The organism is Mesorhizobium sp. WSM3864 (genome assembly GCF_002294955.1).
Lineage (GTDB): Bacteria > Pseudomonadota > Alphaproteobacteria > Rhizobiales > Rhizobiaceae > Mesorhizobium.
In genome coordinates, this window is record NZ_NSGD01000001.1 from 78275 (window position 1) to 99942 (window position 21668).

The 21668-nt window shown below is 64.2% G+C and carries 22 protein-coding genes; 14 read left to right on the forward strand and 8 right to left on the reverse strand.

The genetic code is table 11. The features are described from left to right. Positions 1-8 precede the first annotated feature (8 nt). The 4 genes from CK215_RS00380 to cobO are packed head-to-tail and all read left to right on the forward strand — an operon-like array spanning position 9 to position 2146. Positions 9-188 (forward strand): CbtB domain-containing protein, encoded by a 180-nt coding sequence (locus CK215_RS00380; RefSeq protein ID WP_066999556.1) that lies wholly within the window; start codon positions 9-11, stop codon positions 186-188. 15 nt (positions 189-203) lie between these two features. After that, the gene (locus CK215_RS00385; protein ID WP_095829789.1) at positions 204-1001 is read left to right on the forward strand and encodes a CbtA family protein; all 798 of its coding nucleotides are present in this window, start codon (positions 204-206) and stop codon (positions 999-1001) included. Next, the gene (gene cobU, locus CK215_RS00390; RefSeq protein ID WP_095829790.1) at positions 994-1515 is read left to right on the forward strand and encodes a bifunctional adenosylcobinamide kinase/adenosylcobinamide-phosphate guanylyltransferase; all 522 of its coding nucleotides are present in this window, start codon (positions 994-996) and stop codon (positions 1513-1515) included. Before CK215_RS00385 ends, cobU begins: the two co-directional genes overlap by 8 nt. 1 nt (position 1516) lies before the next feature. After that, complete coding sequence (gene cobO / locus CK215_RS00395) at positions 1517-2146, forward strand: cob(I)yrinic acid a,c-diamide adenosyltransferase (RefSeq protein WP_095829791.1); 630 nt, start codon at positions 1517-1519, stop codon at positions 2144-2146. Positions 2147-2152: 6 nt separating this feature from the next. Here cobO and cbiB read toward each other — a convergent pair whose 3' ends face one another. Then, on the reverse strand, positions 2153-3142 hold the full coding sequence (cbiB, locus tag CK215_RS00400; protein WP_095778517.1) for an adenosylcobinamide-phosphate synthase CbiB: 990 nt from the start codon (positions 3140-3142) through the stop codon (positions 2153-2155). Here cbiB and cobD point away from each other — a divergent pair. Both cobD and CK215_RS00410 read left to right on the forward strand, forming a co-directional pair. Continuing rightward, positions 3141-4190, forward strand: a complete 1050-nt coding sequence (gene cobD / locus CK215_RS00405; protein ID WP_095829792.1) for a threonine-phosphate decarboxylase CobD — start codon at positions 3141-3143, stop codon at positions 4188-4190. The two genes, cbiB and cobD, sit on opposite strands and share 2 nt — an antisense overlap. Before the next feature lie 2 nt (positions 4191-4192). After that, on the forward strand, positions 4193-4702 hold the full coding sequence (locus CK215_RS00410) for a tyrosine phosphatase family protein (protein WP_095829793.1): 510 nt from the start codon (positions 4193-4195) through the stop codon (positions 4700-4702). Positions 4703-4717: 15 nt separating this feature from the next. Here the strand turns inward: CK215_RS00410 and CK215_RS00415 are convergent, their stop codons facing one another. Both CK215_RS00415 and CK215_RS00420 read right to left on the reverse strand, forming a co-directional pair. Next, positions 4718-5515 carry a creatininase family protein gene (locus tag CK215_RS00415; RefSeq protein WP_095829794.1) on the reverse strand — a complete coding sequence of 266 codons (798 nt, stop codon included), beginning with the start codon at positions 5513-5515 and terminating at the stop codon, positions 4718-4720. A gap of 66 nt (positions 5516-5581) precedes the next feature. Then, on the reverse strand, positions 5582-5965 hold the full coding sequence (locus CK215_RS00420) for a RidA family protein (RefSeq protein ID WP_067329236.1): 384 nt from the start codon (positions 5963-5965) through the stop codon (positions 5582-5584). A gap of 254 nt (positions 5966-6219) precedes the next feature. On the opposite strand from CK215_RS00420, the gene CK215_RS00425 reads away from it, so the two are divergent. From CK215_RS00425 to CK215_RS00455, 7 genes are all read left to right on the forward strand, one after another. Beyond that, a complete protein-coding gene (locus CK215_RS00425) occupies positions 6220-7224 on the forward strand; it encodes an ABC transporter substrate-binding protein (protein WP_095780826.1) in 1005 nt (334 codons plus the stop codon). Positions 7225-7239: 15 nt separating this feature from the next. Next, positions 7240-8058 carry an ABC transporter ATP-binding protein gene (locus tag CK215_RS00430; protein WP_066999585.1) on the forward strand — a complete coding sequence of 273 codons (819 nt, stop codon included), beginning with the start codon at positions 7240-7242 and terminating at the stop codon, positions 8056-8058. Continuing rightward, positions 8045-8896, forward strand: coding sequence for an ABC transporter permease (locus CK215_RS00435; protein WP_066999589.1), 852 nt, complete (start codon positions 8045-8047; stop codon positions 8894-8896). Before CK215_RS00430 ends, CK215_RS00435 begins: the two co-directional genes overlap by 14 nt. Positions 8897-8908: 12 nt before the next feature. Further along, complete coding sequence (locus CK215_RS00440) at positions 8909-10207, forward strand: cytosine deaminase (protein WP_095830139.1); 1299 nt, start codon at positions 8909-8911, stop codon at positions 10205-10207. A gap of 2 nt (positions 10208-10209) precedes the next feature. Next, complete coding sequence (locus CK215_RS00445) at positions 10210-11607, forward strand: FAD-binding oxidoreductase (protein ID WP_095829795.1); 1398 nt, start codon at positions 10210-10212, stop codon at positions 11605-11607. Positions 11608-11734: 127 nt separating this feature from the next. Continuing rightward, positions 11735-12316, forward strand: a complete 582-nt coding sequence (locus tag CK215_RS00450) for an NAD(P)H-dependent oxidoreductase (RefSeq protein ID WP_095829796.1) — start codon at positions 11735-11737, stop codon at positions 12314-12316. Then, the gene (locus CK215_RS00455; protein WP_095778509.1) at positions 12316-12903 is read left to right on the forward strand and encodes an NAD(P)H-dependent oxidoreductase; all 588 of its coding nucleotides are present in this window, start codon (positions 12316-12318) and stop codon (positions 12901-12903) included. The genes CK215_RS00450 and CK215_RS00455 overlap by 1 nt, the downstream gene beginning before the upstream one ends. A gap of 145 nt (positions 12904-13048) precedes the next feature. On the opposite strand, the gene CK215_RS00460 is transcribed toward CK215_RS00455, so the two are convergent. The 5 genes from CK215_RS00460 to CK215_RS00480 form a co-directional block, all read right to left on the reverse strand. Then, positions 13049-15496 (reverse strand): FAD-dependent oxidoreductase, encoded by a 2448-nt coding sequence (locus CK215_RS00460; protein WP_095829797.1) that lies wholly within the window; start codon positions 15494-15496, stop codon positions 13049-13051. Then, positions 15493-16674: a pyridoxal phosphate-dependent aminotransferase gene (locus CK215_RS00465; RefSeq protein WP_066999602.1), complete on the reverse strand. Its 1182-nt coding sequence runs from the start codon at positions 16672-16674 to the stop codon at positions 15493-15495. The genes CK215_RS00460 and CK215_RS00465 overlap by 4 nt, the downstream gene beginning before the upstream one ends. Beyond that, a complete protein-coding gene (locus tag CK215_RS00470) occupies positions 16674-17573 on the reverse strand; it encodes a homocysteine S-methyltransferase family protein (RefSeq protein ID WP_095829798.1) in 900 nt (299 codons plus the stop codon). The genes CK215_RS00465 and CK215_RS00470 overlap by 1 nt, the downstream gene beginning before the upstream one ends. After that, on the reverse strand, positions 17570-20023 hold the full coding sequence (locus CK215_RS00475) for an FAD-dependent oxidoreductase (protein ID WP_095829799.1): 2454 nt from the start codon (positions 20021-20023) through the stop codon (positions 17570-17572). The genes CK215_RS00470 and CK215_RS00475 overlap by 4 nt, the downstream gene beginning before the upstream one ends. Positions 20024-20128: 105 nt before the next feature. Continuing rightward, on the reverse strand, positions 20129-20716 hold the full coding sequence (locus tag CK215_RS00480) for an XRE family transcriptional regulator (RefSeq protein ID WP_170950187.1): 588 nt from the start codon (positions 20714-20716) through the stop codon (positions 20129-20131). A 235-nt stretch (positions 20717-20951) separates the two neighbouring features. Between CK215_RS00480 and CK215_RS00485 the strand changes: the two genes are divergently transcribed. Further along, entirely contained in the window at positions 20952-21656 is a 705-nt protein-coding gene (locus CK215_RS00485; protein ID WP_067329264.1) for a nitroreductase, read from the forward strand. Positions 21657-21668: the final 12 nt, after the last annotated feature.

A 21668-nucleotide genomic window follows, 5' to 3' on the forward strand; every position in this document is an offset into this window, starting at 1 on the left:
GACAAGACATGAATACCGCTTCCGTCGCCCTCGGCGCCTCCGTCTCCTCGCAGTCGCGCATCATGCAGCTGGCTCTCGCCGCGCTGCTCGGCATTTTCGTCGTCGGTTTTGTCGGCTTCTCGCACATCGATGCGGTCCACAACGCTGCCCACGACTATCGTCACTCGATGGCTTTTCCCTGCCACTGACTAAGGCCCCATATCATGAATCTGTTTCGCAACGTCGTGTTCGTCGCGGCGATCGCAGGGCTCGTGGCGGGCATCGCGCTTGCCTGCATGCAGGCCTATGCGACCGTGCCGCTGATCCTCAAAGCGGAAGTCTATGAAAAGGCGGGCGGCGGTCATCACCACGACCATGCCGCCAACACTGGAACTAGCACTGCCATGAGCTCGGCCGAACCGGCGGGCAATGCGATGAGCAGCGCCGTTCCTGCGTCGACGGAAGCGGCGGCTCCGACCGAGGACGAGGGCTGGGCTCCGGCCGACGGCTTCGAGCGCTTCGCCTTCAACGTTGTCGCCAACATCGTCACCGGCATCGGCTTCGCACTGATCCTGGTCGCGGTGTCGGAATTCGCCGGTGGCATCGGCAGCTGGCGCCAGGGCGTGTTCTGGGGCCTTGCCGGTTTTGCGGTTTTCACGCTCGCGCCCGGCCTCGGCCTGCCGCCGGAACTGCCGGCCATGCCGGCGGCGGAACTTCTGCCGCGCCAGATCTGGTGGATTTCGACGGTGGCCGCAACCGCGGTCGGCCTTGGATTGATCGCCTTTCGCAAGTCGCTGCCCTTGGCAATTCTGGCGGTCGTGCTGATCGTCGCTCCGCACGTAGTCGGCGCGCCGCAGCCCGTCAGCTTCGAGACGGCGATTCCCGAGGGGCTGCACCATCAGTTCGTGGTGGCGGTGACCCTCACCGATCTGGTCTTCTGGCTGGTGCTCGGTGCGGCCGTCGGTGTGGTGCGCGGGCGCTTCACCGGTACATCGACCAGCCTGCGCGACAGCTTTGCCTGATCGTGCGGACGGCCATCTGACCTTCATCATCGGCGGTGCGCGCTCCGGCAAGAGCGCGCATGCCGAGTGCCTGGTGGCGGCAAGCCCGTCGCCTTGGGCCTATATCGCCACCGCGCAGGCCTATGACGAGGAGATGCGCGAGCGCATCGCGCTGCATCGCTCGCGCCGCGGCAAAGGCTGGGTCACCGTCGATGCGCCGCTCGACCTGGTCGGCGCGCTCGACGCCTTGCCCGATCACCAGCCGGTGCTTATCGATTGCCTGACATTGTGGCTGAGCAATCATATGCTGGCGGACCACGATATCGAGGCCGAGTGCCGGCGGCTCTCGGATGTGCTTTCGCAGCCGCGCGGACCGTGGTTTGTGGTGTCCAACGAAGTCGGGCTCGGCATCGTGCCGGACAATGCGCTGGCGCGCCGGTTCCGCGACGCCGCCGGGCGGCTCAACCAGCAGGTCGCGGCTGTCGCCGACAGCGTGCTGATGATGGTGGCGGGGCTGCCGCTCAAGGTGAAGTGACATGGGCGAGATCAAAGACACGATCATCGACGACAAGGATGCCGAACGCCATCGAGCCAAGATGGCCAAGCGCAAGGCGGTGCAGGATGCCGAGGTGGCCGGCAAGACGATCGAGAAGGGACTGCTGATCGTCAATACGGGGCCGGGCAAGGGCAAGACCACGGCTGCGTTCGGCCTGGCGCTGAGGATGCTCGGCTACGGCAAGCGCGTCGGCGTCGTCCAGTTCATCAAAGGCAAATGGCACACGGGCGAGAAGGATGCCTTCGCCGCCTTTGGCGATCGCGTCGTCTGGCACGCGATGGGCGAGGGCTTCACCTGGGAGACGCAGGACCTGAAGCGCGACATTGCCGCCGCCGAGGCTGCCTGGGCGAGGGCGCTCGAGCTGATTGCCGACCCGTCAATCAGCCTCGTGGTCCTCGACGAGCTCAACATCGCTCTGCGCTACGATTATCTCGAGCTGGAAAAGGTGGTCGCGGCGCTGAAGGCGCGTCGCGAGGGCTTGCATGTCGTCGTCACCGGCCGCAATGCCAAGCCGCTGCTGGTCGAGGCGGCCGATCTCGTCACCGAGATGGGGCAGACCAAGCACCATTTTGCGGCCGGCGTGAAGGCGCAGCAGGGGATTGAATTCTGAGGCGCCTTAGCCGCCGATCAAAATGGTCAGGTAGATCACCGTCGCCGACAGAATCGCGAACAGGCCGATCAGCAGCCCGTCGGCGACACGATAGAGTTCCAGCGCCTGCCTTATGTCGGTGCTTTCGGCCTCGCGCCTGCCGCCTTCGCCCATGAAGGCATCCTCGACGACCTCGCCGCCATAACTGCGCGGTCCGGCCAGGGCGAGCCCCAGCGCGCCGGCCATGGCGGCTTCCGGCCAGCCGGCATTGGGCGAACGGTGCTTCTTCGCGTCACGCCGCATGACCTGCCAGGCGTTGCGGGGGTCGGCGCCCTTGACGATGAAGGCCGCCAGCACAATCAGCAGGCCGGTGAGCCGCGATGCCGGCAGGTTGACCAGGTCGTCGAAGCGAGCGGCCGCCCGGCCGAAGGCCTGGTATTTCGGCGTGCGGTGGCCGATCATCGAATCGGCAGTGTTGGCGGCCTTGTACGCAGCACCCCCGGCCAAACCACCGACACCGGTCCATATGGCGGGCGCGACGATGCCATCGGAGAAATTCTCGGCCAGGCTTTCGATCGCGGCGCGGGCAACGCCCGCCCTGTCGAGCTTGTCCGGATCGCGGCCGACGATGCGCGAAACGGCGATGCGGCCGAGCGTCAGGCCACCGGTCTCCAGCGCATCGGCGACATCCTCGACATGCTCGGCGAGGCTCTTCTGCGACAGAAGCGAGGAGCTGAGAATGGCCGCGATGACCAGGCCGGACGGAAAGATCAGCCAGAGCAGGACATGCAGCGTCAGGCCGATGGCCGCCGGCACCAGCAGGATGACCAGAAGCGCCTGGACGCCGCGGCGGCGACGCAATTCGTCGGAATCGGTGGCGTGGTTGAGCCTGCGATCGAGAAAGGATATCAGCCTGCCGATCCAGGTTACCGGATGACCGATGGCGTTGAACAGCCAGTCCGGATAGCCAAGGGCACGTTCGATGGCGAGTGACAGGAAAGCGATCAGGATCGACATGAAGCTTCTAAGCGGAGCGGTTGCAGCGGTTGATCACGGCGGCAGCCTTGGCCGGGCAAGCGCTCTCTTTCCTCATGCGCCGCAGCCTTTCCTTGACCTCTCGACAGGTATCAATCCGCACTCCTATCCGCTTTTCGATCTGCCCGCCACCGCCCTGTCACGATTGCCCGAGCCAGGACGACTGCGCGAATTGGCCGAAATTGCGGCCAAGGCGTATGGCGCGCGGTCGGCGGCGCATGTCGTGGCCGCGCCCGGCACGCAGATCCTGTTGCCGCGGGTCGCTTCGCTGGTGAGGCCCGGCAAGGCACTGGTGCTGGGTCCAACTTATGCCGAGCATGCCAGGGTGGCCGCGATTGCAGGCCATGCGGTTGTGGAGGTGGGCGACTTCGACGCCTTGGCGGACGCTGACCTTGCGGTGCTGGTCAACCCGAACAATCCGGATGGGCGAGTGATCGAAAGGCACCGCCTGGTCGGCCTTGCTGCGCGGCTTCGCGCGAAGGGCGGCCTGCTGGTGGTCGACGAAGCCTTCATGGATGTCGGCCCGATTGAACACAGCCTGGCCGGCGATGTGGGCGAAGGCGGCATCGTAGTGCTGCGCTCCTTCGGCAAATTCTTCGGCCTTGCCGGCGTCAGGCTTGGTTTCGCGCTGGCCGACCAACTGACCGCCGAGCGGCTGGAGGCGCAGCTTGGACCATGGGCTGTCGCCGGTCCTGCACTTGAATACGGAATCCGCGCATTGGCGGACGCCGAGTGGCAGGATGACATGCGACAGAGCCTGGCAGCCGATGCCAAGCGCCTCGACGCGCTGCTCAGCCGATTCGGTATCGCGGTCGCCGGCGGCACCAGTTTGTTCCGCTATTTGTCTTTCTCTGATGCTGCCTCCCTGTTCTCCGCTCTTGGCGAACGCGGTATCCTGGTCCGTCATTTTGCCGATCGACCGCAGGTCTTGCGCGTCGGTCTGCCCGGCAGCGAAGAGGAGTGGCAGCGGCTGGAGAGCGCGCTTGCAGCGTGGGCCTCGCGGCGCGACGATGCGCCGAAGGAGTGCTGACGATGATCCATGTCTGTTCGCTGTCGAAGGTGGAGGAGACCGTTGCGAGAACCGGCGCGGAGCGCTTGCTGTCGCTGCTCGCTGACGGTACCGAGATGGTCCGTCCGGCCTCGATACTGGCCGAAAACCATCTGCATCTCGTCATGCACGACATCGTCGCCGCGCAGGAAGGCATGACCATGCCGGGCGAGGAGCATGTGCGCGCGCTGCTCGACTTCGCCTATCGCTGGGACAGGGCCAAACCGATGGTCGTGCACTGCTATGCCGGTATCAGCCGCTCGACGGCATCGGCCTATATTATCGCGGCGGCACTGGCGCCCAAACGCGACGAGGCGGAGCTGGCGAAGACGCTGCGCTTTCTCTCGCCGTCAGCGACGCCCAATCCAAGGCTGATTGCCGTTGCGGATATGTTGCTTGGGCGAGAAGGCCGGATGATCGCGGCGGTCGAAGCAATCGGGCGCGGTGCAGATGCCTTTGAAGGGATTCCGTTCGAACTCATCATTAGAGATTGAGCTCGCACTGTTCCGCTACGCCAGCCAGTCGGCAAGCCTCGCCTTACGCACATCCCTGGCCAGGCTGATGAAGCCATCGGCCTGATGCTCGGCGGTGAGCCGGCCTTTTTCGGCGGTGGCGATGCTGGCGTCGCCGACCACGCCGTTCGGATTGAGGTCGCTGGCGATCCAGGCGAAGGCGTGCGTTCCGGTGTGCCGCAGCAGGGCGAATTCCTTTTCAGCGCGACCGACATTGGAGACGAAGTTGTCGGCCTTGCCCATATCGACGAGATCTGGCCGGAAATGCAGCATCAGCGAGGTCTCGACATCGCCGCCATGGATGCCGTGACGGTCCTCGAGCTCGGTATACATGCCGGAGGGACGGCCGAAGCGCTGCCAGCTCGTCTTCACCGCCAGCATCTTTGCGCGCACGCGCAATTCGCGCGTGACAATGCCCATGATCTCCTCGTTGCCGCCATGCGAGTTGACGACGATCAACTTTCTGACCCCAGCGCGGGCGACCGAGAGGCCAAGCTCGGTCCAGGCGTCGACCAAGGTGGTGGCCGGCAAGGTAAGCGTTCCCGGCGCATGCAGATGCTCGTTCGACTTGCCCACCGCCTGCACCGGCAGGATGCGGATGTCGAGGTGGTCGGGCAGGCGCGCAATCACCGTCTCCAGCATGCCCATCATGATCGAGGTGTCGGTCGAGACCGGAAGGTGAGGGCCATGCTGCTCGATCGCCGCCACCGGCAGAACGGCAATCGTCGCTTCCGCGTCGATCGAGGCGTATTCGGTCGTCCGATAGTCGCCCCACCACACACGTCTTGTCGTCACTGTCGTCTCCCGATGGTCTGCTGTTCGGCCCGAAGGTCTAAAGCGCCTGGCCATTCCGGGCAACAGCTAGCCTGCTGCCAGAACCTCCACCTCGACCTTGAATTCCGGGCGGGCAAAACCTGAAACGATCATCAGCGTCGAAGCGGGCGCCGGATCGGAAAACAGGCGATTGCGAACGTCCATATAGGCTTGCAGGTGCGCGCGATCGGTGACGAAGGCGTTGATGCGCACGACATCGTTCAGCGTCAGCCCGGCTTCGCTTAATATTGCGGCAATGTTCTTGAAGCAAAGCTCGGTTTGCGCGCCGGCATCCTCCGGGACGGCGTCATCCGGCGCGATGCCCAACTGACCCGAACATAGCACAAGGCGCTTTCCCGCTGGAATTTCAACGCCATGGCTATAACGGGCAAAGGGCGGCTTGATCGACTTGGGGGCGAGATAATTGAGCATGGCATTCTCCTGTCGGCAGGCAGACTAAGGCCGGATTCATGAAAGCTTCAAGATGCGGTGCATGCCGCCGGGCCGATTATGGACAGGCGTCCAAAAAATGGGCACGATGCCATTTGTACAGCATGACCCGTCCGGTCTCGGCAATGACTGCCGCGCAAGCAGGCGGCCCAAGGCGGTGGCATGTGTCTTGCTTCTTGAACCAATGGAGTGGAGCCCAGCGCGCAGCGCGCCGGAGCCAAGAGAGGGTGATGTTTATGTACGGAAAAGAAAAAATCCTGGCGGGTGCGATCGCGCTGCTTGCGGCCAGCACGCTGGGCGCTGCGGCCAACGAGAAGGTCACCTTTGGCACCAACTGGCTGGCCGAGCCGGAACATGGCGGCTACTACCAGGCGATCGCCGACGGCACCTACGCCGCCTGCGGCCTCGACGTCACCATCATGCAGGGCGGCCCGCAGGTCAGCGGCCGGCCGATGCTGCTGGCCGGCAAGATCGATTTCTACATGGGCGGTAACCTGCTCTCGGCTTTCGACGCCGTGCAGCAGGGCATCCCGATGCGCGTCGTCGCCGCCGACTTCCAGAAGGACCCGCAGGTCATCATGTCCCATCCGGGCGAAGGGCTGGACAAGTGGGAGGACCTGAAGAACGCCGACCAGTATATCCTCGGCGACGAGGGCGCGCAGACCTTCTTCCAGTGGATGGTGACCGATCTCGGCTTCGATGCCGCCAAGCGCGTGCCATACACCTTCAATCCGGCGCCCTTCATCGCCAACAAGAAGTCGATCCAGCAGGGCTATGTCACGTCGGAGCCCTTCGCGGTGCAGAAACAGGGCGGCTTCGTGCCGAACCAGTTCCTGCTCGCCGACAATGGCTGGGATACTTATGCTACGACCATTGAGGTGATGCAGGACACCATCGACAAGCGGCCGGAGGTGGTGCAGTGCTTCGTCGATGGCTCGGCCAAGGGCTGGTACAACTACCTCTACGGCGACAACAAGGCCGCCAACGAGATGATCAAGAAGGACAATCCGGACATGACGGATGAGCAGATCGCCTTCTCGATCGAACAGCTGAAGAAGTTCGGCATTGTCGATTCCGGCGATACGGAAAAGCTCGGCATCGGCGGCATGACGGAAGCGCGCATCCAGAGCTTCTACGACAAGATGGTCAAGGCCAAGGTCGCGCAGCCGGGCATCGACATCAAGAAGGCCTATACGCTCGCCTTCATCAACAAGGGGGTCGGGCGGGAGCTGAAGAAGTAAGGCGGCCTGCCTGAGATGATCCAGGAGAAAGTGGCGCAGGCAACGGCATCGGGTGAGAGCCCGATGCTGCTTTCCTTACGCAATGTCGGCAAGGTCTTTTCCAACGGCGTCACGGCGCTGAGCAAGGTCGACCTGGCGATCCGCGAAGGCGATTTCCTAAGCCTGCTCGGGCCCTCGGGCTGCGGCAAGTCGACGGCGCTCAGGTTGATCGCCGGCCTGTCGACGCCGACCTCCGGTCAACTCGACTGGCGCGGCTCAATCGACCGCTTGAATATCGGCTTCGTCTTCCAGGAGCCGACGCTGCTGCCATGGGCCAGCGTCTTCGACAATGTCTGGCTGCCGCTCAGGCTGAAAGGCGTATCGCGCCCGGAGGCCAAGCCCGCGGTGATGGAAATGCTGTCGCGCGTGCACCTCACCGGTTTCGAGAATGCCGTGCCGCGCGAGCTTTCCGGCGGCATGAAGATGCGTGTCTCGATCGCACGGGCTATGGTGACCAAGCCGCGCATTCTTCTGATGGACGAGCCCTTCGCGGCGCTCGACGAGATTACCCGCTTCAAGCTCAACAACGATCTTCTCGAGCTTTGGCAGGACGAGCGGTTTACCGTCGTCTTCGTCACCCACAGTGTCTTCGAAAGCGTGTTCCTCTCCAGCCGTGTCGTCGTCATGGCGGCACGACCGGGCCGCGTCCACGGCGAGCTTGCAATCGAAGCGCCTTATCCTCGCGACGAGGCATTCCGGACCTCGCCCGACTATGCGGCGCTCTGCCGGCAGGCCTCGGACGTGCTGGTCAATGCCATCAACTCAACCGCCGGACCTCATCATGACGGCCATTGAAGACAATGCCCTGAAGCTCGACCCGGAAGAGGCGCGCCGCGTCCGCCAGGAGCGGCTGGAGCGGATCGGCAAATGGGTACTGCCGCTGGCGATCATGGTGCTTGCGATCTGGCTGTGGGATCGCATCTGCATCTGGAACGGGATCCCGCAATACATCCTGCCGCGCCCGGGCGTGGTCCTGCAGACGCTGCATGACGACGCCGGGCTGTTGTTCTCTTCGCTGCTGGTGACGCTCAGGATCACCTTCCTCAGCCTGCTGCTTGCCGTCATCGGCGGCGTCGGGCTGGCGGTGCTGTTCGCGCAGTCGAAATGGGTGGAGATGTCGTTCTTCCCCTTCGCCATCGTGCTGCAGGTGACGCCGATCGTGGCGATCTTCCCGCTGATCAACATCTACATCAACAACCAGACGACCAAGCTCCTGCTCTGTGCCTGGATCGTCGCCTTCTTCCCGATCCTCTCCAACACCACGCTCGGGCTGAACTCGGTCGACCGCAACCTGCGCGATTTGTTCAAGCTCAACGGAGCAACCCGCTGGCAGCAATTGCGCTATCTGCGCCTGCCGGCGGCGATGCCCTATTTCCTCGGCGGGCTGAAGATCGCCGGCGGCCTGTCGCTGATCGGCGCCGTGGTGGCCGAGTTCGTCGCCGGCGCGCAGGGGCAATCGTCCGGGCTTGCCTCGCGCATCATCGAGGCGGGCTACCGGCTCAATGCTCCCAGGCTGTTCGCGGCGCTGATCCTGATCTCGCTCACCGGCATCCTGATCTTCCTGGTGCTGTCGCTGGTGTCGCATCTCATCCTGCGCCGCTGGCACGAGAGCGCGCTGAAGCAGGAGCGCTAGGGTGCCTGAATGTTGATCCCAGCCTCTGGTCGTTACCAGCTCGCCAACGTCCGCGTTCATCAATCGCTGACGCCGGGCCTTGCCGCAGCCTTCGATGCCGATGGTTTTGCGCTTGCCGACATTGCCGTCGCCGACGGCAAGATTGCTAGCATCATTGCGCACGGCAAAGCCGAGCCGCCATTCGACGCAATCGACCTTGGCGGCCGCATCGTGCTGCCCTGCTTCGTCGACTGCCATACGCATATCGACAAGGGCCATATCTGGCCGCGCAAGCCAAATCCCGACGGCACATTCATGGGCGCGCTCAACGCAACTGGCGCCGACCGCGCCGCTCGCTGGACCGCGGAGGACGTGGCGAGGCGCATGGATTTCTCGCTGCGCTCAGCTTACGCGCACGGTACCAAGGCCTTGCGCACGCATCTCGACAGCGTGGCGCCGCAGGAGGAAATTTCCTGGCCGGTGTTCGAGACGATGCGGGAAAAATGGCGAGGCCGGATCGAGCTGCAGGCCGCCTGTCTGCTTGGCATCGAAGGCGTGCGCGACAAGGCCTGGTTCGAGCGTCTGGCAAAACGCGTCGCCGCGGCCAAGGGCGTGCTCGGCGTTGTCACTTACATGGTGCCCGACCTCGAGGAACTGCTCGACAAGGTGTTCGCTGAAGCCATCAAGCATGGGCTGGACCTCGATTTCCATGCCGACGAGACCGACGATGTCACGGCGATCTCGCTGAAGAAGATCGCCGAGGCTTCGCTGTGGAACAGTTTTGACGGCAACATCCTGATCGGCCATTGCTGCTCGCTGGCGCGCCAGCCCGACCTCGAAGTTCTCGACACGCTGGACAAGGTGGCGAAGGCCGGACTGGCGGTCGTGTCGCTGCCGATGTGCAACCTCTATCTGCAGGACCGGCGCAACAACTGCACGACGCCCCGCTGGCGCGGCGTGACGCTGCTGCACGAGATGAAGGCACGCGGCATCAAGGTGGCGGTTGCTTCCGACAACACGCGCGACCCGTTCTACGCCTATGGCGACCTCGATATGCTGGAGGTATACCGCATGGCGACACGGATCCTGCACCTCGACCACCCTGTCGGTGACTGGCCGAAAGCGATAGCGGCGACGCCGGCCGAGGTGATGCGGCTGGAAGGTGTCGGCACTCTCGCCGCCGGCGGCAGCGCCGACTTCATCGTCTTCAAGGGACGCAGCTGGACCGAATTGCTGTCGCGGCCCGAATCGGATCGCATCGTGGTGCGCGAGGGCAGGGCGATCGAGCGCCGGCTGCCCGACTATGCTGAACTCGACGAATTGATGGTGTGATGATGGATATCGCAGCGCTGAAGCGCGATCTCGAAGGCCTCAAGATCGACGACCATCCGGCCATCGTCCAGCAGAAGAGCCGCGACTTCTACTGGTACAGCCCCGTCCTCAAACAACAGCTCGACCATGTCACCGGCGACCTGATCGTGACGCCGAAGAACGAGGACGAGGTGATCCGCGTTTTGGCCGCCTGCCACCGGCACGACGTTCCAGTCACACCGCGCGGCAGCGGCACCGGGAATTACGGACAGGCGATGCCGCTGTCGGGCGGCGTGGTGCTCAACCTCGCCGAAATGAATGAAGTGAAGGCGATCGCGCCGGGCCGCGTGGTGACCGGGCCCGGAGCGGTTCTGGCCGACATCGATCGCGCCGCGCGGGCGCATTCCGCGCAGGAACTGCGCATGTCGCCCTCCACCTACAACACTGCCTCCATCGGCGGCTTCGTCGCAGGCGGCTCTGGCGGCGTCGGCTCGATCCGCTGGGGCGGATTGCGCGATCTCGGCAATGTGATCCGGCTGCGGACCGTGACGATGGAGGCGGAGCCGCGCGTCATGGACCTCTCGGGCGAGGACGTGCTCAAGGTGATGCATGCCTATGGCACCAACGGCATCATCACCGAGGTTGAGATGCCGCTGACGGCGTCCTACGATTGGGTCGATGTCATCGTCGGCTTCGACGATTTCATGGGTGCAGCGGGCTTCGGCAACGACCTCGCCGAGCAGGACGGCATATTGGCGAAGCTGATCACGCCGATCGCGGCACCCATTCCTTACGATTATTTCAAGCGACACCAGAAGTTCTTCCGGCGCGAGCAGAGCATCGTGGTGTGCATGATCGCGCCGCACGCGATGGATGGGTTCCTCGCGTTCGTCCGGGCCAGCAAAGGCGAAATCGTCTTCCGGGCCGACCAGGAGACCGACCTCAAGGGATTGCCGCCGGCCTACGAGCTGACCTGGAACCACACGACGCTGCGCGCCATCAGGGTCGATCCGACGATCACCTATCTGCAGGCGCGCTATCCGTCGCCGGACCATCTCGCGCACGTCAAGGCGATGGTCGACCGTTTCGGCGACGAGGTGCCGGCCCATCTCGAATTCATCCGCTTCGACGGCGCGATCGGCGCCGCCGGGCTGCCGCTGGTCCGTTTCACCACGGAAGAAAGGCTCGACGAGATCATCCGTATCCACGAGGACAATGGCTGCTGGATCTTCAACCCGCATCGCTACACGCTGGAAGAGGGCGGCATGAAGCAGACCGACGAGGTTCAGCTTGCCTTCAAGCGCGAGACCGACCCGCAAGGGCTGCTCAACCCCGGCAAGATGATTGCCTGGGAGAATCCGGGCTATGACTATCGCTCCGGCAAGCCGTTCCTGTTCAAGGGGCTGCAAAGGGCGAGGTGATCGCGATGAGCGCCTGGCGCTGCACCCTCCTCTGGCCTGTCGCCTTTGGCGACATCTCCCCCACAAGGGAGGAGATGTGGCATGGGACAACAGGGGTTTGTCGAGCTGACCTGCGGGATCCACTCCCGTGAACGTCCTCGTGCTCTACGCACATCCGGTGGAGACCAGCTTCAACGCCGGACTGCATCGGACGATCGTCGAGCGGCTCGGCGCGGCGGGCCACACGATCGACGACTGCGACCTCTATGCCGAGGATTTCGATCCGCGGATGACGCGCGCAGAGCGGCTCGGCTACCACGATCAGCGCGGGCCGAACGAGGCGGTCGCCGGTTACATCGCAAGGCTTCAGAAGGCGGAAGCGTTGGTGCTGTCGTTTCCGGTCTGGAATTACGGCTATCCGGCGATCCTGAAGGGCTTCTTCGACCGCGTCTTCCTGCCCGGCGTATCGTTCAAGCTGGTCGACGGCAAGGTTCGGCCGACGCTGCACAACGTCCGCAAGCTCGCGGCCATCACCACCTACGGCGGCAGTCGTTTTCGCGCCATGCTGATGGGCGATCCGCCGCGCAAAATGGTGAAGCGCACGCTGCGGGCCACCATCAAGCCAGGCGCCTCCGTCTCTTACCTCGCACACTATTCGATGAACCTTTCGACGGATCAGACGCGCAAGGCCTTCATGGCGAAGGTGGCCGCCAGCATGGATCAATTCTGATGCGCGTGCTGGTGGTCTATTGCCATCCGGTGCCGGAGAGCTATTGCGCCGCGATCCGCGACATGGCGATAGAGGTGCTGACGAGACGAGGCTGGGACGTAAGGCTGCTCGATCTCTATGCCGAAAAGTTCAATCCGGTAATGAGCTGCGAAGAGCGGCGGTCCTACAACGAGCGCGCGCCTGAGGATCCCGCGCTCAGGCCGCATTTCGAGCATCTGCAATGGGCCGAGGCGATCCTCTTCATCTACCCCACCTGGTGGTACGGATTGCCGGCGATGCTGAAGGGCTGGTTCGATCGCGTGTGGGCGACCGACATCGCCTTCAAGCTGCCGCGCGGCAGAGGCCGGATCCAATCGCTGATGACCCATGTGACCAAGGTCGGCGTCATCACCACCTGTGGCGCGCCGACCTGGTGGAGCGTCGTTGTCGGCCAGCCCGGCCGCAAGACGATCCTGCGCGGCATGCGCGCCATCTGCGCCCCCCGCTGCAAGACATTCTTCCTGGCGCACTACCTGATGGATTCCTCAACGCCGAAGAGCCGGACGGCGTTTCTGGCGAAAGTAAGGGCGAGGCTGGAAAGCTTTTGAGGATAGCTCTCTTCTCGCCGTTCAACGGGGAGAAGATGGCGGCAGCCAGATGAGGGGCGGCGCCAACTTGCAAAGGCGTGGCTCTGCCCCTGATCCGCCCTTCGGGCACCTTCTCCCCGTTGAACGGGGAGAAGGGAACACTGTGCTACATGCGCACCCGTTCAGCCTTCGGGTCGTACATTGGCCTCAACGATGCTTCCGCGGCGAAGCGTTCGCCAGCGATCTCGACCTCGTAGGATGAGCCCAGCACATCCGCCTCGCTCTCGCCCTCGCAGGGCACATAACCGAGCCCGATCGCGCCGCCGAGATGGTGGCCGTAATTGCCCGAGGTGATCGGACCGACGATCATGCCGTCGCGCAGGATCGCCTCGTTGTGGAATAACAGCGGCTGCGGGTCCTTGAGGCGGAACTGCACCAGCCTGCGGTTGAGACCTGCTTCCTTCTTCCTGAGCACCGCGTCACGGCCGATGAAGTCGCTCTTGGCCGTCTTCACCGCGAAGCCAAGGCCTGCCTCCAGCACATGGTCCTCGTCGGTGATGTCGTGGCCGAAATGGCGGAAGGCCTTTTCGATGCGGCAGGAATCCAGAGTATGCAGGCCGCAGAGCTTCAGCCCGACATCGGCGCCGGCTTCAATGATCGCCTCGAAGACATGGGCGGCCTGATCGGTCGAGACATAGAGTTCCCAGCCGAGCTCGCCGACATAGGTAACGCGATGGGCACGGGCCAGCCCCATGCCGATCTCGATTTCCTGGCAAGTGCCGAACGGATTGGCCTGGTTGGAAAAATCGTTGGGGCTCACCTTCTGGATCAGCTTTCGCGAATCGGGGCCCATCAGGCAGATGACGGCTTCGGCAGCGGTTACGTCGGTAATGACGACGAATTCGTCGGCGACGTGCCGCCTCAGCCAGGCGAGGTCACGCTGCAAGGTGGCGCCCGGCACGACGAGGAAATAGGCGGTCTCGGACAGCCGCGTCACGGTGAGGTCGCTCTCGATGCCGCCTTTGGCGTTGAGCATCTGCGTGTAGACGATCTTGCCCGGTTCGACGTCCATGTCGTTGGCGCAGAGCCGCTGCAGGAAGGCCCAAGCGTCGCGGCCTTCAACGCGGATCTTGCCGAACGAGGTCATGTCGAACAGGCCGACGCCGTTGCGCACGGCGAGGTGTTCCTCGCGCTGGTTGTCGAACCAGTTCTGCCGCTTCCAGGAATAGCGGTATTCGCGCTCCTGTCCTTCGCGGGCAAACCAGTTGGCGCGCTCCCATCCGGCGACTTCGCCGAAGACGGCGCCACGGGCCTTCAAATGCTCGTGCAGAGGCGAGCGGCGCACGCCGCGCGAGGTAGCCATCTGGCGGTAGGGGAAATGATCGGCGTAGAGCAGGCCGAGCGTTTCGGAGACGCGTTCCTTGAGGTAGCGACGGTTCTTCTGGAAGGGCTGGGCGCGGCGGATGTCGACCTCCCAGAGATCGAAGGGCGCCTCACCGTCGTTGATCCACTGCGCCAGGGCCATGCCGGCCCCGCCGGAGGAAACGATGCCGATCGAATTGTAGCCGGTCGCCATCCAGTAGCCGGAGAGTTCCGGCGCCTCGCCGAGATAGTAGCGGTCGTCGGGAGTAAAACTCTCGGGGCCGTTGAAGAAGGTGTGGATGCCGGCCGTGCCCAGCATCGGCATACGGTTGACGCCCATTTCGAGGATCGGCTCGAAATGGTCCATGTCCTCGGGCAACTGGTCGAAGCAGAAATCCTCGCGGATGCCGTCCATGCCCCAGGGTTTCGCCACCGGCTCGAAGGCGCCGAGCATCATCTTGCCGGCGTCTTCCTTGTAGTAGGCGCACTCGTCCGGCACGCGCAGCACCGGCAGGCGGGTGAGGCCGGGGATCGGCTCGGTGACGAGGTAGAAATGCTCGCAGGCGTGCAGCGGGATGGTGACGCCGTTCTGCCGGCCGAGCTCGCGCGCCCACATACCGGCGCAGTTGACGACGATGTCGGTCTCGATCGTGCCCTGGTCCTCGCCCTGCGCCCAGGAGACAGCGGAGACGCGGCCGTTCCGGGTGTGGACCTTGGTGACCTTCACGTTTTCGATAACCGTCGCGCCGCGTTGCCGCGCGCCCTTGGCCAGCGCCATGGCGATGTTGGCCGGGTCGCACTGGCCGTCGAGAGGCAAATGTACCGCGCCGACCACATCGGAGACGTTGAGATGCGGGTACATCTCCTTGACTTCGGTTGGCGAAATCTCGCGCACGTCGACATCGAATGCGCGGGCTAGCGAAGCCTGCCTATAAATTTCATGCTTGCGTTCCTCGGTCAGCGCCACGGTGATCGAGCCGACCTGGCGCATCCCGGTGCCGACGTCGGTCTCCGCCTCGAGCTTGACGTAGAGGTCGGCCGAGTATTTCGCCAGCCGGGTCATGTTCTGCGAGGCGCGCAACTGGCCGATCAGGCCGGCGGCGTGCCAGGTCGTGCCCGACGTGAGCTGCTTGCGCTCAAGCAGCACGATGTCGGTCCAGCCGAGCTTGGCCAGATGATAGGCGACCGAGCAGCCGGAGACGCCGCCGCCGATAATGACCGCGCGAGCTTTGGTTGGAATGGTTTTGGTCATGCGGCCTCGCGGCGGTAGTCGGAAGCGAAGCGGCGCACGCGAAGCGCTGCTTCCTGAAGGACAGGTTCAGGCTGGCAGAGGCTGATGCGGATGTGACCGGCGGCGGCCTCGCCGAAGCTCGAGCCGGGCATGACGCCGATCTTCTCCTTGTCGAGCAGCGCCCAGGCGAATTTCTCGTCGTCGGGCTCGATGGCCGATATGTCGAGCATGACATACATGCCGCCTTCGGAGCCGCGCACGGTGACTTCATTTGCGCCGCGAATGGCGTCGAGGAACACGGCGCGGCGCCCGGCGTAACGCTCGGCTATTTCGTCCACGCCGTAGTGGTTTTCGAGCGCCTCGGCGCAAGCGATCGAGATGAAGGCCGGCAGGCCGTAGGTGGTCACCAGGTTGAGATCGGTCATCAGCGCGATCATCGCCTTCGGGCCGGTGAGCCAGCCCATGCGCCAGCCGGTCATGCCGTGGCTTTTCGACATGGAATTGATGACCAGCGTGCGCTCGGACATGCCGGGCAGCGAGCGCGGCGAGATGTGCTCGCCGCCGCCGAGCGTCCAGTAGACCTCGTCGGATAGCAGCCAGAGATCGTGCTCCTTGCAGATTTCGGCCAATTGCTCGAGCCGTTCGCGCGAATAGACTGCGCCTGTCGGGTTGTTCGGGGTGTTGATCAGGATGGCGCGCGTGTTGGGCCTGAGCGCCGCGCGGATCCTATCGGCGCGCGGCTGGAAGCCGTCCTCGGCCGGCGTCTCGACCACGGTGAAGCTGGCGCCGGCGGCGCTGAAGGTGTTGGGGTAGGTGGCATAATAAGGCGCGACGACGATCGCGTGATCGCCGGGGTCGAGCACGCCCTGCACGGCGGCGTAGAGCGCGCCCTGACCGCCGGCCGTGGCGATGACCTCGTCGGGCTCCGTCAGGACGCCGGTGCAGGCGGAGGAGGCCGCCGCCATCGCCTTGCGCAGGCGCGGCAGGCCGGGAAGCGGCGTGTAGTGGTGGTTGCTGCCGCGGACGGCGTTGACGCAGGCCTCGATCGTTTGCGACGGCGTGTCGAAATCATGGTCGCCGACCGAGAGCACGATGATGTCCTCGCCGGCTGCCCTGCGGGTCCAGGCGGCGAAATGGACTTCCCAGCCGTCTTTGCCCGATGGCACGATGCCGGTAATGCGCTTTGATGGTTTTGGCATCAGGCTACTCCCGAGATGTGATGGCCGGCCTGGATGAGCCGGTCGCGTAGCGCAGCGATGTGAGCCGGCCCGACTTCACAACAGCCGCCTACAATGCTGGCGCCAGCCTCGACCCAGCCCATCGCCTGGTCGGCATAGGCGTGCGGATCGAGATCATGGCGCGCGTGCAGCACGTTGACCGTGCCGCCATGCTTGAGCGCCTCGACCGAGGTGAAGCCATTGGCATAGGCGCCAACCGGACCGCCGAGGGCCAGCAGCTCCGGCAATGCGGCGGCAATGGCTTCGGGCCGGCAGCAGTTGAGCAGCCGTGCCGCCACCGGCAGATCGCCGAGGGCGCTAGCCGCGGCGGCAATGCTCTCGCCGCTGCGCAGGCGGGGCGTGCCGTGGTCGGCGAGCGTCCAGGAAATCCAGACCGGCTTGCCGCTCTCGCATGCCGCGGTGACCGCCGCGCGGGCCTCGTCGGCGGAAGCCATGGTCTCGCACAGGAATAGATCGACGCCTTCTGCCTGTTCGGCGACGATGCGGCGGTAGATGCCGAGCGTCTCCTCGAAGGAGATGGTCAGCGCCGGCGCGTAGCTGCCGAACAGAGGCGAGAGGCAGCCGGCGATGGCGGCTTCACCCGCTTCGTCGCGCGCCTGCCGGGCGAGCTCGATGCCGCGCTTCTGCAGAGGCTTAAACAGCTCTTCCGCGCCCTCGCGCGCCAGGCGCTCGGGCGTGGCCGAATAGGTGTTGATGGTGATGACGCGAGCGCCGGCACGGATGAATTCCGCATGCAGGTCGCGCACCAGTTCCGGTTCGTCGATCAGCACTCTGGCCGACCACAAAGGCGTCGGTTCGGACTGACTGCGACGGACCAACTCCTGGCCCATGCCGCCATCGGTAAGAATGACGGATGTCATGCTCTCAACCTTTCGTTCTTCGGATCCCACAGCGGCTCGTCCTTCTGCACCACCGCCTTGAAACGGTCGCCGAAGATTTCGACCTCGACCGCCGTGCCGGGCTCGGTCAGGTCGGAACGCAGCATGCCGAGCGCGATCGACTTGTCGACGCGATGGCCCCAGCCGCCCGACGTCGTCTCGCCGACAATCTTGCCGTCATGCCAGAGCGTCGACATATAGGGCGCGTCGCAATCGCCGGGGTTTTCTACGACCAGCGTGACGAAGCGCTTCTTCACGCCCTGCTGCCTTTCGTTGAGCAGCGCCGCCTTGCCGCGGAAGTCGGGCTTGTCCCATTTGACGAAGCGTTCGAGCCCGCCCTGCAGGATCGAATAGTCGGTCGAGAGGTCGCCTTTCCAGGCGCGGTAGCCTTTTTCCAGCCGAAGCGAATCCAGCGCGTACATGCCGAAGGGCTTTAGGCCATGCCTCTGGCCGGCGGCCCAGACCGCGTCGAAGACGGTAGCCGTGTCCGCGACCTTGGTGTGGATCTCCCAACCGAGCTCGCCGGCGAAGGAGACGCGCACTAGCTTCGCCCAGCGGCCGGCGATGGTCGTCTCCTGATCCGTCAGCCAAGGCAGGGAGAGATCGGCGTCGCAGACGTCAGCAAGGATAGCGCGCGAGTTCGGGCCGGCGAGAATCTGGGTTGAGTATTCCTCCGTGCGATCGGTCAGCCTGAAGGCCGCATCGGCCGGCATGCGCGACTTCAACCATTCGAAGTCATGCCACTGCGCGACGGCCGCGGTGATTAGCGTCATCTGGTCCTCGCCATGGCGCACGACCGACATTTCGGTAACGATGCGGCCCTTATCGTCCGCGAAATAAACCAGGCCGATGCGGCCGGGCTTCGGCACGAGGCCGGTGACCTGCAGGGCCAGCCATTCGGCGGCGCCCGGACCTTCGAGGTTGAAACGCGAGAAGCCGGGCAGGTCGAGGATGCCGGCTGCGTCGCGCACAGCCAGGCATTCCTCGCGAACGCGCTGCTGCCATGGCCCGTCGCGGCGGAAAGTCAGCGTTGATTCTTCCGAAATGTCGTCGCCCGGTTGCGCATACCAAGTGGCGCGTTCCCAGCCATTATAAGCGTCGAACTGGCCACCCTGCGCTTTGACGCGCTCATGCAGCGGCGAGTGCTTGCGGTCGCGGCCGGCCGGCCAGGCGTGGCGCGGGAACTGGATGGCGTATTCGTTGCCGTAGATCTCCATGCCCTTGGCAACGCAATAGTCGGGTGCCGAAGCAAAGGCGGTGAAGCGGCGCGGATCGCAGGACCACATGTCCCATTCGGTCTGGCCCTCGGTCACCCATTCGGCCAGCACCTTGCCGGCGCCGCCACCTTGCGCAATGCCGAAGGTGAAGACGCAGGCCTCGAAAGCGTTCGGCACGCCGGGCATCGGACCGATCAGTGGATTGCCGTCCGGCGCATAAGGGATCGGCCCGTTGATCACCTTGGAAAGGCCTGCGGTGCCGAGGATCGGCACACGGGCAACGGCGTCGGCAAGGTAATGCTCGAGACGGTCGAGATCGTCCGGGAAAAGCTGGAAGGAAAAATCCTCCGGCATCGGATCGTTGTGGCCGACCCAATGCGCGCGGCAATTGCGCTCATAGGGACCGAGATTCATGCCGGTCTTTTCCTGGCGCAGGTAGTAGGAGGTGTCGACGTCGCGCAGCAGCGGCAGTTTCTTGCCCTGTTCCTTGGTCCATGCGGCCAGCTCGGGGATTTCCTCGAACAGGATATATTGATGGCTCATCACCATCATCGGCACTTCGCGGCCGAACATTTTTCCAACTTCGGCGGCGCGATAGCCGGCGGCATTGATCACGATCTCGCAGCGGATCTCGCCCTGCGGCGTCGCCACCACCCATTCGCCGTTTTCGCGGCGAACGCCGGTGACCGGGCAGAAGCGGATGATTTTCGCGCCCATGTCGCGCGCACCCTTGGCAAGCGCCTGCGTCAATTGCGCGGGATCGATGTCGCCGTCGCTCGGGTCGTAGAGCGCGCCTTTCAGCTCATGCGTCTCGATGAAGGGGTAACGGCGCTTGATCTCGTCGAGGCCGACGACGTCGATGTCCATGCCTTGATAGCGGCCCATGCCTTTGGCGCGCTGGAACTCCTGCATGCGCTCCTTGGTGTGGGCGAGCCGCAACGAGCCGGTGACATGGTAGTTCATCGGATAGTCGACCGCGTCGGCGAGGCCCCGGTAGAGCTCGGTAGAATAGCGCTGCATGTTCATCAGCGACCAGGACGACGAGAAGGTCGGCACGTTGCCGGCCGCGTGCCAAGTTGAGCCGGAGGTCAGCTCGTTCTTTTCCAAGAGCACGCAGTCGGTCCAGCCCGCCTTGCAAAGGTGGTAAAGTGAGGAGGCGCCAACGACACCGCCTCCGATGATCACCACGCGTGCCGTGGTCGGCAAACCGGCCATGTTCTCCTCCAACGTCCAAAGCGCGTCAGGACGCGCTTTTGATTCTTTGTTTATGCAGGCCTTGTCCCAAAAACCGCTGCACAGTTTTGGGCGGCATGCATTGGTTCAGTACACCGGTGGCGAAACCACCCAGATGACGACCGCCGGCTCGGCGCCAGGATTGCGCCAGCGGAACGGCTTGCCTTCGAAGCGGAACGAGTCGCCTTCGCTGAGCCGATGCCAGACGCCGCCGATCTCGAGCTCGAAAGTGCCCGACGCGACGTAGCCCGCTTCCTCGGTCGGACGGCGTGCTTCGGTTTTCAGTTCCGCGCCCGGCGCGAAGACCGAGCGCAGCATCTCGAAGCTACCGCCAAGATCGGGCGACAGAAGCTCCTCCACGAGGCCCGATTCGCTTGTACCAAGCGAGCGGCGGCTGCCGGCGCGCACAACCACGCCGCGCTCCTCTTCGGCAGGCACATCATGACTGAAGAACAGGCTGAGCGGCACGCCGAAGAGTTCGGCGAAGGCCCGCAGGTCACCAAGCGAAGGGATCGACAAGCCGCGCTCGACCTGGCTGACCCAGCCTACCGAGCGGTCGAGCTTCAGAGCAATCTCGGCAAGCGTCAACCCGCGGGCCTTGCGCAGCGCACGGATGTCGCCGGCCAGCAGCCGCTCGCCATTGTCCTGCTCCGATCTGATGGCGGTCGAGGTCACCCGCCCCTCGTGAAAAAATCTGCTCAAATTTCATGAGAAAGCAAGTGCATGAAAAAATCAAGTGAATTTTCATGCGACGCAAGATTTGCTTGCGCCATTTTGGCGGTTGATGCAAAGCCTCGCCATCGAATGGCGAGTGGGGCGTCCGGTCGAGGACCAGTTAGTTATTTGTGTCTGCCTATGGTCGTTGCGGGAATCGGGTTGCCGGATCCAGCCATGCGTGAAGGGACGGCCCATGCTGGAGAAGAATAACCGGAGCGCGCTCGACGCAGCGATCGTCGATGAGGCGATCATGTCGCGCCGGTCGGTACGCGCGTTTTTGCCCGACATGGTCGACGACAGCACAATCCGCGCCATCCTGACGGTCGCGGCAAGGGCACCCTCGGGCACCAACATGCAGCCCTGGCGCGTCTATGTGACCAAGGGCGAGGTGAAGCAGCGCATCAGCGACGCCATCCTCAATTCGGGCATCCGCGCCGAAAAGGCCGAATGGGACGAGTACCGTTACTATCCCGACCAGTTCTTCGAGCCCTATCTCAGCCGGCGTCGCGCCAACGGTTTCGGCCTCTACGGCGCGATCGGCATCGGCCGGCGCGAAGTCGACAGGATGCGGGCGCAGCACGACCGCAACTTCGTCTTCTTCGACGCGCCCGTCGGCCTGATCTTCACGGTCGACCGGCGGCTGAACAAGGGCTCGTGGATCGACTACGGCATGTTTCTGCAGAACATCATGGTCGCGGCACGGGGCAGGGGCCTGCATACCTGCCCGCAGGCGGCTTTCGCGCCCTATCACCGGCAGATCCGCCCGGTGCTCGACATACCAGACGAGGAGATCGTGGTCTGCGGTATGGCGCTTGGCTATGAGGACACGTCCAAGCCCGAGAACGAATTCCGCACCGACCGCGCGCCGCTCGAAGACTGGGTGACGTTCGCGAAGTAGCTCCGGCGCGGA